Below are 9,862 nucleotides of genomic sequence, written 5' to 3'. Positions count from 1 at the left end.
CAAGCAACCATGCCGCCCGCGTGTTGTATTCTTTGGAAACAGACGCTTTCCCGATGCTTGGAAAGCACCCCGTTACCGAAATCAAAGCCCCGTTACAGCTGGAAACGGTAAGGCGGTAGAAGCGCGTGGGGTACCTGAAACCGCCGCCCGCGTGTTGCAACGTATCAAGGCCGTTTTCAATTACGCCATTCAGACGGGCAATGCCGCAGAGAACCCTGCCTTTGCCCTTTGCGGCGTGATTGTACGTGAAAAGGTCAAACACCGGCCCGCCTTTCCGCAAAGTGAAATCACAGAGTTTTACCACCGTTAAATGCGTGAACCGATGCGCCAAGAAAACCGCATAGCCATGATGCTAATCATGCTTACCTTTGTGCGGGCGGGCAATATCCGCTTTGCACAATGGAAAGAAATTGACCAGCAAGCGGCTATGGGTTATTCCCGCCGAAAAGATGAAGATGCGGGCGACGCATATTGTGTCCTTGTCTGATTGGACTTTAGAGCTACTGGAAAGCCTACACACCGCAACGGGGCATGGTTGTTATCTGTTTCCCGGCCGCACCCATTCAGACGGCCACATCAGCGAAAACACCGCAGGCAAAATCATTAACGTGGGATACAAGGGCATTGCCACGCCGCACGGTTTCCGCAGCCCGGCTGCCGATGTGCCGAATGAAAACGGTTTCCCGCCCGATGTAATCGAGCGACAGCTTGCCCATGTGGAACAAAACAAGGTAAGGGCAGCATACCACCGCACGGAATATCTGCCGCAACGGGTAGAAATGATGCAATGGTATTCAGGCTATTTGCGTGAGCGGTACAACACCGCCCCAGCCCTGATTGATGCAGAAAGAAGCTGATGTTGTGTAGGTTTTAACAACCGCCCATCATTGCCCCGCAATCCCAAATACCGGCAACCCCGCCGAAGCAGCGGGGATTTTTACCGCTTTTTTGTCGGCGGCATAATATGCCGTTGCTTTGCATTGGATTAAATTAAGGTAATAACATTAATCCAAAACAAACGCAGGAGTTTGATAATGGAAAAGATTATGACGAGCAGGAAGTTTAACCACTACACCACCCGCGCCATGCGGGAAGCCGACAGCGCGCCCTTAGTGATAACCAACAGGGGCAAGCCCGCGCATGTGTTATTGAGTTATGACGATTATCGGCAACTGGCAGGCAGGCCGAAAAGCGCGCTTGATGTACTGATGCAAATAGACAGCTCTGATGCTGCCGATATAGAGCTTGAGATACCGCCACGCAGCCAAGCGCAGCGGCGTAATGCCGATTTAGGGGAATAACTGTGTATTTGCTGGATACCAACATAATCAGCGAGATGCGGAAAATCAAACGCGGCACGGCAGACAAAGGGCTTACCTCTTGGCTTGCCACCGCCGACAGCGGCGTTTTCTACACCAGCCCTATTGTTGTGATGGAGCTTGAGCGGGGCATTTTGCTGATGGAGCGCAAAGACCAAACACAAGGAGCGGCATTGCGGGCATGGTATGGCGCAGTAATGGCAGTAATGGCCGAAATGTTCGCAGGCCGCATCTTGCCCATAGACCGCAACACCGCCGCTATTTGCGCCAAACTTCACACCCCCAACCCAGCCCCTGAAAACGATGCACGGATAGCGGCAACAGCCATACAGCACCGCCTTACATTGGTAACACGCAACACGGCGGATTTTAGAAACACTAAGACCGAACTGTTTAACCCATTTGCAGTTTAAGGCCGTCTGAAAGTATTTTTTAAGTTATCGGGAGTGAAAAAATGAATCAATGGGGAAGTTACGGTTATCTTTTGGAATATGCTGAGAGCGGGCATAGTTTCAGCATCTATGACGTAGCGGAAGATATTGAAAAGACAAGAGCAGGATAAGAAGATTGTTTACATATACCCTCCACAAAAAAGAAAGAAAAAACAATATCAGAGCAGCAGGTATCTGAAATAGAGCGAAATTTAAAAGAATCCAGAGAGATGCACAAAAAGGCCAAACGACTGAGAGATGAAGCGCAAAAAGAGAAAGACGAAGCAGAAAGGCTTAAAAGGGAGCATAAAAAGACACTTGAACAACACATAAAAAGAGCATCTAAGCAGGTTCAAATAGTAGAGAACGATAACAAGCAGCTTAGAGAAAGCCTTGCAAACAGCAAATTGGAATTAGCACGGGCCAAAAATGAATTAAAAATATACGAAAGCATGAAACACCACACGCCAAGCGGTGATGTTGTTATTTTAGAAAATGAGATTATCGCAAAGCTGAAGGCCGAGAATGCAAAGCCCAAGAAAACATACAAGCCGCCGATGGTAGAAATCGAGAGAAAAGGTAGAGAAATAGCGCGGCGCGACTTACAGAGAGCCGCGCTGGAAGCAGCAAAAGAAAAACAATTGATAAAAGAATCCAACAGAAAAGCCGCGCTTGCCCGACACGCAAAAACAAACAAACTAAAAGCACAGGCGATACGGGAGTACAAAGACAGCGGGTTAAGCAAAAATCAGTTTGCCAAACAAGCCGCGTCAAGATTTTATGTATCTGAATCAACGATGCGGAAAAACTGGCTGCAAGGCGTTTAGCTATTGAGCGATGCGCGAAAAACCCATACCCTATACGCGTAAAAGCCTACTCTATGCGCGCATAGGGTATTATTTTGTCTAAAATTTCTTGAAAAAATGTAGCCATATTCCAACCACGCCCAAACGGGCAGAAAGCGATTGAATTAGGGCAAACACAATCTTGCGCCAACCTGAAGTAATCAAACGGCTAGGCATTTCGGCAAGCACGCTTTGGTGCCGTTTAGACCCCAAAAACCGCCGCCACGACCCGATATGCCCCACCCTTTCAAACTGGCAAACGGCGGTAAGGCCATCGGCATCGGGCAAAACGCGGTTTATGCGAATATTACGGAATCGGCCGCAAATCTTTCCTGCTTTTCCTGAAAGAATGGGGGGTCGGTTTAACTTCGGCACACCGTCCGGGCAGCTTGAAACGCTGCGGGATTAGTGTGGGATTTAAGGGCTAATCTACATAACTCCTAATCCTAAATATACGCACTCGGGCCGTCTGAAACGTTTCAGACGGCCCGAGTGCGTATTGAAAGATATTGGGGAAAAAATTAATTCAGATAAGGCATGGGATTGACCGCCTTGCCGTTAATCCGCACTTCAAAGTGCAGCTTCACGCGCTCGGCATCGGTGTCGCCCATCATGCCGATAACCTGCCCCGCGCGCACGGTTTGGTCTTTCTGCACCGAAATGCTCTGGTTGTGGGCATAAGCCGTTAATGTGCTGCTGTTGTGGCTGATAAGAATCAGCTTGCCGTAGCCGCGCAAGCCTTCGCCTGCATACAGTACTTTCCCCGCTGCCGCAGATTTTATCGGCGTGCCGGCTTCGCCGCCGATATCGATGCCTTTATTGGATCCGCCGTTATACGCTGCGATAATATTGGCGCGGCCGTTGTCCACCGGCCATTGCAGGTTGAGCCGGTTGGTGGGGGCAACGGTGGTTTCCCCTGCGGCAGAACCTGCCGGGGCACGCGCAGAAGTTGATGCGGAGCCGGGGCTGCCTTTCGGGCGCACGCGCAACACTTGGCCGACTTCGATTTTGGTGGGATCGCTCAGATTGTTCCAGGCGGCCAGCGTTTGCGCGCTTTGGCCGAAACGCAGGCCGATGCGGTAAAGGTTGTCGCCGCTTTGCACCCGGTAATGCCCTTCGGGAACGGGGCCGGAGGCGGTTGAGGAAGTGCCTGCGCAGGCAGCCAAAGCAAATGCGGCGGCGGAAAGCAGAAAGGTGGTTAATTTTGAGGGGAAAGCAGTTTGTGTGTTCATGGTGTAAGGATAGCAGATTTCGGCGGCCGCCCGAATGCCGGCGCGGCCTGTTGTTGGGAATACCAGTTTGAGCGCATGTATTTTACCCGTTTTCACATCGAAAATGCTTGAAAGCGCGCCGGCAGGGCTTTATTTTATAAAAAACGGCACCCCGGTCGCGCCGCCGTTTCGGAGTTTATGCGCGGCAATACAATAATAAGGAGTTTGCACAATGCGATTTTTCGGTATCGGTTTTCTGGTGCTGTTGTTTTTGGAAATCATGTCTATCGTGTGGGTGGCCGACTGGCTGGGCGGCGGCATTGCGCTGGCGTTGATGATATTGAGCTTTATGGCAGGCGTGATGATGCTGCGCCACACCGGTCTCTCGGGCGTTTTGCTGGCGGGTGCAGCCATGAGAAGCGGCAATGGGATTTCGCTCTACCAAATGTTATGGCCCATCCGTTATGCCGTTGCCGCGCTGCTGCTGATGAGCCCAGGTTTTGTGTCGTTGGCCATCGCCCTGATTCTGCTGCTGCCGGTTAAAGGCAAACCGATTGCCCAAATGAACACAACCGGGGGCACTTTCGGCTCCGCCGATAATCCTTTCCGCCGCACCCCGGGCGGCAGCGGCGACATCATTGAAGGCGAATACACCGTTACCGAGCCGTCTGAAAAACCGAAACAAGACTATATCGAACACAAACCCGATTAATCGTTACACTACACTGCATTTAAAGCGGCTCAGGCCGTCTGAAACTTTTTTCAGACGGCCTGAGTTTTTTACCCGCTCCAACCATTGGGACGTACAGCGGCACTGCGCTGCAGCAAAGCAACGCAAAACGTGCAGCCCGCCCCCGAGCCGATACAGCACATAGCGGCTCTGCATGCCCGAGCCACCGGCAGTTTCACCGCCCTGCTCCCATTCTGTGTGATTTCACCATTTCGTGCCGCATCGGTTTAAAACCCGCCGGCCATGCTATACAATAGCCTCTCCATATCAGCCTTATCGGGGAACTCTATGAGCAACATCAGACAAGCACCCAGCAGCATCGCGCCTGATCTCGATAATTACCACAAATGGCTCAACGGCTACACCGCCCAATTAAACGACAACGATGCCCAAATCCTGCTCAACGCCCGCAAGCTGGCCGAAACACATTACCCAGTCGATGCCCTCACCCCCCATGGCGAACCGCTGCTGAGCCATGTTTTGGGCGCAGCGCAGATGGTGGCAGAAATGGATTTGCTGCCCGAGGCCGTTGCCGCCGCCATACTTACCGATATTCCTTCATTTATCGGAAACTGGCAGGAAACCGTAACCGAAAAATGTGGTGCAGCCGTATGCAGCCTGGTAGAAGGCATACACGAAGTGCAGAAACTCACCCACTTCGCCCGCATCGACAGCCTCGCCACACCCGAAGAACGCACCCGGCAGGCCGAAGCCATGCGCAAAATGCTGCTGGCAATGGTGGGCGACATCCGCGTGGTGCTCATCAAACTTGCGCTGCGCACCCGCACCATGCAGTTTATCGGCACCCTGCCCGACAGCCCCGAACGGCGCGCGTTGGCCAAAGAAACGCTGGATATTTTTGCGCCGCTCGCCAACCGCCTGGGCGTGTGGCAGCTCAAATGGCAGCTCGAAGATTTGGGCTTCCGCCACCAAAACCCCGAGCAATACAAAGAAATCGCCCGCCTACTCGATGAAAAGCGCACCGAGCGGCTCGAATACATCGAACACTTTCTGCAAACCCTGCGCAACGAGCTCAACAAATACCCGATCCGCTACGATGTGGCCGGCCGCCCCAAGCATATTTATTCCATCTATAAAAAAATGGTGAAAAAAAAGGTGGGCTTTGACGGGCTTTACGACATCCGCGCCGTGCGCATTCTGGTAAACAGCATTCCCGAATGCTACACCACGCTGGGCATCGTCCACAGCCTGTGGCAGCCCGTGCCCGGCGAGTTTGACGACTACATCGCCCAACCCAAAGGCAACGGCTACAAAAGCCTGCACACGGTTGTCATCGGCCCCGAAGACAAAGGCGTGGAAGTGCAGATACGCACTTTCGACATGCACCGCTTCAACGAATTCGGCGTGGCCGCCCACTGGCGTTATAAAGAAGGCGGCAAAGGCGACGGTGCCTACGAGCAGAAAATCGCCTGGCTGCGCCAACTGCTCGAATGGCGCGAAAACATGGCCGACAACAGCCGCGAAGATTTGGCCGGCGCATTCCGCACCGAGCTTTTCAACGACACCATTTATGTGCTCACGCCGCACGGCAAAGTATTGTCGCTGCCTGCCGGCTCCACCCCCATCGACTTCGCCTACGCCCTGCACAGCAGCATCGGCGACCGCTGCCGGGGCGCAAAAGTAGACGGCCAGATTGTGCCGCTCTCCACCCCGCTCGAAAACGGCCGGCGGGTGGAAATCATCACCGCCAAAGAAGGCTCTCCATCGGTAAACTGGCTTTACGAAGGCTGGGTCAAATCTTCCCGCGCCATCAACAAAATCCGCGCCTTCATCCGCCAGCAAAATGCCGATGCCGTGCGCGAAAACGGCCGCAACCAGCTTGAAAAACAATTGGTTAAATTATCGACCAAGCCCAATCTGCAAGATTTGGCCGAAAAGCTGGGCTTTAAGAAAATCGATGACCTCCACACCGCCATAGGCCAAGGCGAAGTGTCGCCGCGCGCCATTCAGAAAGCCTGCGGCACGCTGGTCGAGCCCCCGCCGCCGCCCCTGAGCGAAACCACCATCGTCAAGCAGTCGAAAATCAAAAAAGGCGGCAAAAACGGCGTGTTGGTTGACGGCGAAGACGGCCTGATGACCACCCTGGCCAAATGCTGCAAACCGGCACCGCCCGACAACATCACCGGCTTCGTTACGCGCGGACGGGGCATTTCGATACACCGCAGCAACTGCACATCGTTCAAACATCTGGCCGAACAGTCGCCCGACAAAGTGCTCACCGCCCAATGGGCGCAAACCCACGAAGGGCAGGTTTTCGCCGTGGATGTGGAAATCCGAGCCCAAGACCGCAGCGGCCTGCTGCGCGATGTTTCCGACACTCTCGCCCGCCACAAACTCAACGTAACCTCCGTGCAAACCCACAGCCGCGATTTGGAAGCAAGCATGCGTTTCACGCTGGAAGTGCGCCAGGTGGGCGACCTGCCGCGCGTTTTGGCAAGCCTGGCCGAAGTAAAAGGCGTGTTGAGCGTTACACGGCTGTGATTGCAAAACGCTTTATCGGTGAAAGCCGCGCTTCCGTCTTTGCCGACCCGGGTATGCGCAGGCAATGCCGGCAGTGCGGCAAACGCAAAATAAGCGCAGCAGGCCGTCTGAACGCATTTTTCAGACGGCCTGCTGCCAAACGAAGCCCCGGCAATACCTGCCGTCCCGCCACACCAGATCTGCCCCGGGTATCCGTTGGTTTTCACGCCGAAACATATTTGCAGGCGGATTCGGGCGTGGGAAATATGCTTCAACAGCCCGGTAGCAAACCGAGCAAAAGCCGCCCTCAGGCTTGCCTGCTCTAGATTCACTTAGGCCGTCTGAACGCATTTTCAGACGGCCTGAGATGTCGGTAAAGGCCGGGCTGTTTGCACACTCTATGCCTGAGCACTGTTATTTTTCTGCCAAAATGATGGTTTTGGGAGGTTCGGATACGCCGCAAACAACGCCGCCCCTTCGGCATTTTCGGCTATTCCCGCAATGGGCTGCGAACAAAAACGAATCATGCACACCATGCGGGCATTTTTCACAACCAACGGCACAGGCCGTCTGAAAAAATGTTCAGACGGCCTGCGGTTACCGATACCGAACGCGCTAACCCAATGAAACCATTTCAATCTGATCCATGCTGCGCCCCAAAAAACGCTCGCCTATGGTGCGGAACCGCAACGGGATGTCGCTCACATAAAAGCGGTAGTCGGGCGAGGCGTTGCAGGGGTTGAGCAAGCCGGCTTCGGCCAACGCTTCGGCTGCGGCTTGGGCGGTGGTGAGTGCGGAATCCACCAGCGTTACCCCCGGCGCTTCTTCGCGCAGCAGCGGTTTTAACAGCGGATAGTGGGTGCAGCCCAACACCAGTGTGTCGATATCGTCGGCCAGCAGGGGCTTGAGGTATTCGCGCGCAGTCAGCCGGGTTACTTGGTGGTCGAGCCAGCCCTCTTCCACCAGCGGCACCAGCAGCGGGCAGGCCTGCGACTGCACGCGCGCACCGGGGTTGCGGCTGTGGATGGCGCGGGCATAGGCATTGCTGTTTACCGTGGTGCTGGTGGCAATGATGCCGATATGGCCGTTGCGGGTGGTGTGCAGCGCGGCTTGGGCACCGGCACTGATCACATCGAGCACAGGCATATTGCCCGCTGCCGAACGCACTTTCTGCCCGGCCACGGCGGCGATGGTGTTGCAGGCGATAACCAGCGCCTTTACCTCGTTCTGCAACAGAAAATCAACGATTTGCGAAGTGAAGGCTTCGATGGTGGCGCGGGATTTCACACCGTAGGGCACACGGGCGGTGTCGCCGAAATAAATAATGTTTTCCATCGGCAGACGCTCCATCAGCGCGCGCACATTGGTCAGCCCGCCCACGCCGGAATCGAATACGCCGATGGGGCGTTGTTTGGTGGTGTTGTCCATATTGTTTAGTCTGGCCGTCTGAAAAAGCCGCCAGCCGCTTTCAGACGGCCTCGGCTGTTGGTTGGTGGTGTGCGATTGTACACCGTTTCAAGCACCCTATCGCAAACCCGCTTCATCTCCGGCACACAGCCGCAGGCCGGCAAGCCGGCTCTGCATTGTTTGGGCGGCTTGCAAAACCGTTCTTTTCGAAACAGGCATCATCACGCCGCAACGCCGCTAAAGCGCATCCGGCACCCTGCCCGACCCTGCCGGCGCGCAAGGCCGCCGTAACGGCTTCTTAATCGAATTTATCGTTTTTTACGGTTTCCAAGCCATCTGAATTGACGCATAATTCGGCCTGATTTCCACAACTCTTACCGCAAGCGAGAAACCGATATGGATTTGGCACAAACCACCCGTTTCCTGCCCGATGAAGATGCCACACTGCAACTGGGCGAAAGCTGGGCCGCCACCGTTATGCCGCCTTTGGTGGTGTATCTGCAAGGCGGCTTGGGCGCAGGCAAAACCACTTTCACCCGCGGCCTGCTGCGCGGTGCCGGTTACAAAGGCGCGGTCAAAAGCCCCACCTACACCCTTGTCGAATCCTATCCGCTGCCCCGTTTCACCCTGCTGCACCATTTCGACCTCTACCGCTTCGCTTCGCCCGAAGAATGGCAGGATGCAGGGTTGGACGATTTATTCGCTTCCAACTGCCTGTGCCTGATCGAATGGCCGCAACAAGGCGGCACTTACGTTCCGGCCGCCGACCTTACGGTGATGCTCGAACCCGACGGCTCCGGCCGCCAATGCACACTTACCGCACTCACCGAAAAAGGCAAGAAAAGTTTAGAAACATGGTTAAATTAACACGCCGCCAAATCGTCCGCCGCGCTGCGGCGGGCTTATTGTTTACCCTCACCCCCATCGGCACACCCGCCAAAGCCGCCGCCCCGCAGTTTGTAGCCGTGCGTATTTGGCCCGCCAGTGCCTACACCCGCATCACGCTTGAATCTTCGCAGTCTCTCAAATACAAACACTTCGCACTCGACAACCCGGCTCGTTTGGTGGTCGATATCGAGGGCGCGACACTCAACGGTGTATTGCAGGGCATGGCCGCCAAAGTGCAGCGCAACGACCCCTATATCCGCAGCATTCGTGTCGGCCAAAACACTACCACCACCGTGCGCGTGGTGATCGATCTCAAGCAGCCCGCCAACCCGCAGGTGTTCACGCTCGCCCCCGTGGCCAACTTCCGCCACCGCCTGGTGATGGACTTATACCCCTCTGCCGCCACCGCGCTGGCCGCCGAAGCCGATGACCCCCTGATGGCGCTCTTAAACGACTATTCGCAAGGCAAAATCCGCAGCGACGGCACCGGCAGCACCCCGCCCGTACGCGAACGCCGGCCCGCCGTCACCGACAACACCCCGCCGCCTGC

Annotated in this window: 12 protein-coding genes and 1 pseudogene; 10 read left to right on the top strand and 3 right to left on the bottom strand. The window is 55.1% G+C overall.

From position 1 onward, the window contains the following. The 6 genes and pseudogenes from IR141_RS13555 to IR141_RS11205 form a co-directional block, all read left to right on the top strand. Positions 1 to 310, top strand: a pseudogene (locus tag IR141_RS13555) (hypothetical protein); the annotation flags it as partial. 12 nt (positions 311 to 322) lie between these two features. Then, positions 323 to 487: a hypothetical protein gene (locus IR141_RS13550; protein WP_187000098.1), complete on the top strand. Its 165-nt coding sequence runs from the start codon at positions 323 to 325 to the stop codon at positions 485 to 487. Then, a complete protein-coding gene (locus tag IR141_RS13545) occupies positions 450 to 857 on the top strand; it encodes a tyrosine-type recombinase/integrase (RefSeq protein ID WP_368665556.1) in 408 nt (135 codons plus the stop codon). Before IR141_RS13550 ends, IR141_RS13545 begins: the two co-directional genes overlap by 38 nt. 189 nt (positions 858 to 1,046) lie before the next feature. Then, positions 1,047 to 1,301 (top strand): type II toxin-antitoxin system prevent-host-death family antitoxin, encoded by a 255-nt coding sequence (locus IR141_RS11215; RefSeq protein ID WP_228068246.1) that lies wholly within the window; start codon positions 1,047 to 1,049, stop codon positions 1,299 to 1,301. A 2-nt stretch (positions 1,302 to 1,303) separates the two neighbouring features. Next, positions 1,304 to 1,732, top strand: a complete 429-nt coding sequence (locus IR141_RS11210; protein WP_135037277.1) for a type II toxin-antitoxin system VapC family toxin — start codon at positions 1,304 to 1,306, stop codon at positions 1,730 to 1,732. A gap of 248 nt (positions 1,733 to 1,980) precedes the next feature. Further along, entirely contained in the window at positions 1,981 to 2,577 is a 597-nt protein-coding gene (locus tag IR141_RS11205) for a hypothetical protein (protein ID WP_135037274.1), read from the top strand. 539 nt (positions 2,578 to 3,116) lie between these two features. Here IR141_RS11205 and IR141_RS11200 read toward each other — a convergent pair. Beyond that, positions 3,117 to 3,827 (bottom strand): M23 family metallopeptidase, encoded by a 711-nt coding sequence (locus IR141_RS11200; RefSeq protein WP_135037283.1) that lies wholly within the window; start codon positions 3,825 to 3,827, stop codon positions 3,117 to 3,119. A 211-nt stretch (positions 3,828 to 4,038) separates the two neighbouring features. Here IR141_RS11200 and IR141_RS11195 point away from each other — a divergent pair, with 211 nt between their 5' ends. After that, positions 4,039 to 4,518 carry an FxsA family protein gene (locus IR141_RS11195; protein ID WP_135037271.1) on the top strand — a complete coding sequence of 160 codons (480 nt, stop codon included), beginning with the start codon at positions 4,039 to 4,041 and terminating at the stop codon, positions 4,516 to 4,518. 3 nt (positions 4,519 to 4,521) lie between these two features. Here the strand turns inward: IR141_RS11195 and IR141_RS11190 are convergent, their stop codons facing one another. After that, positions 4,522 to 4,692, bottom strand: coding sequence for a hypothetical protein (locus IR141_RS11190; RefSeq protein ID WP_167743184.1), 171 nt, complete (start codon positions 4,690 to 4,692; stop codon positions 4,522 to 4,524). A 132-nt stretch (positions 4,693 to 4,824) separates the two neighbouring features. Here IR141_RS11190 and IR141_RS11185 point away from each other — a divergent pair, with 132 nt between their 5' ends. Continuing rightward, positions 4,825 to 7,038, top strand: a complete 2,214-nt coding sequence (locus tag IR141_RS11185; protein WP_135037268.1) for a bifunctional (p)ppGpp synthetase/guanosine-3',5'-bis(diphosphate) 3'-pyrophosphohydrolase — start codon at positions 4,825 to 4,827, stop codon at positions 7,036 to 7,038. Between the two features lie 594 nt (positions 7,039 to 7,632). Here the strand turns inward: IR141_RS11185 and murI are convergent. Next, positions 7,633 to 8,445 (bottom strand): glutamate racemase, encoded by an 813-nt coding sequence (gene murI, locus IR141_RS11180; RefSeq protein ID WP_135037265.1) that lies wholly within the window; start codon positions 8,443 to 8,445, stop codon positions 7,633 to 7,635. Positions 8,446 to 8,820: 375 nt separating this feature from the next. Here murI and tsaE point away from each other — a divergent pair, with 375 nt between their 5' ends. Both tsaE and IR141_RS11170 read left to right on the top strand, forming a co-directional pair. Beyond that, a complete protein-coding gene (gene tsaE / locus IR141_RS11175; RefSeq protein WP_135037263.1) occupies positions 8,821 to 9,291 on the top strand; it encodes a tRNA (adenosine(37)-N6)-threonylcarbamoyltransferase complex ATPase subunit type 1 TsaE in 471 nt (156 codons plus the stop codon). Further along, a partial coding sequence (locus IR141_RS11170) for an AMIN domain-containing protein (protein WP_135037260.1) occupies positions 9,279 to 9,862 on the top strand: 584 nt, incomplete at its 3' end. The genes tsaE and IR141_RS11170, both read left to right, overlap by 13 nt.

It is taken from the genome of Neisseria sp. 19428wB4_WF04, from assembly GCF_015235335.1.
In the GTDB taxonomy this organism is placed as follows: domain Bacteria; phylum Pseudomonadota; class Gammaproteobacteria; order Burkholderiales; family Neisseriaceae; genus Neisseria; species Neisseria musculi.
Note: the sequence above shows the minus strand (reverse complement) of the source record. Positions and strands in the feature narration are given on the sequence as shown.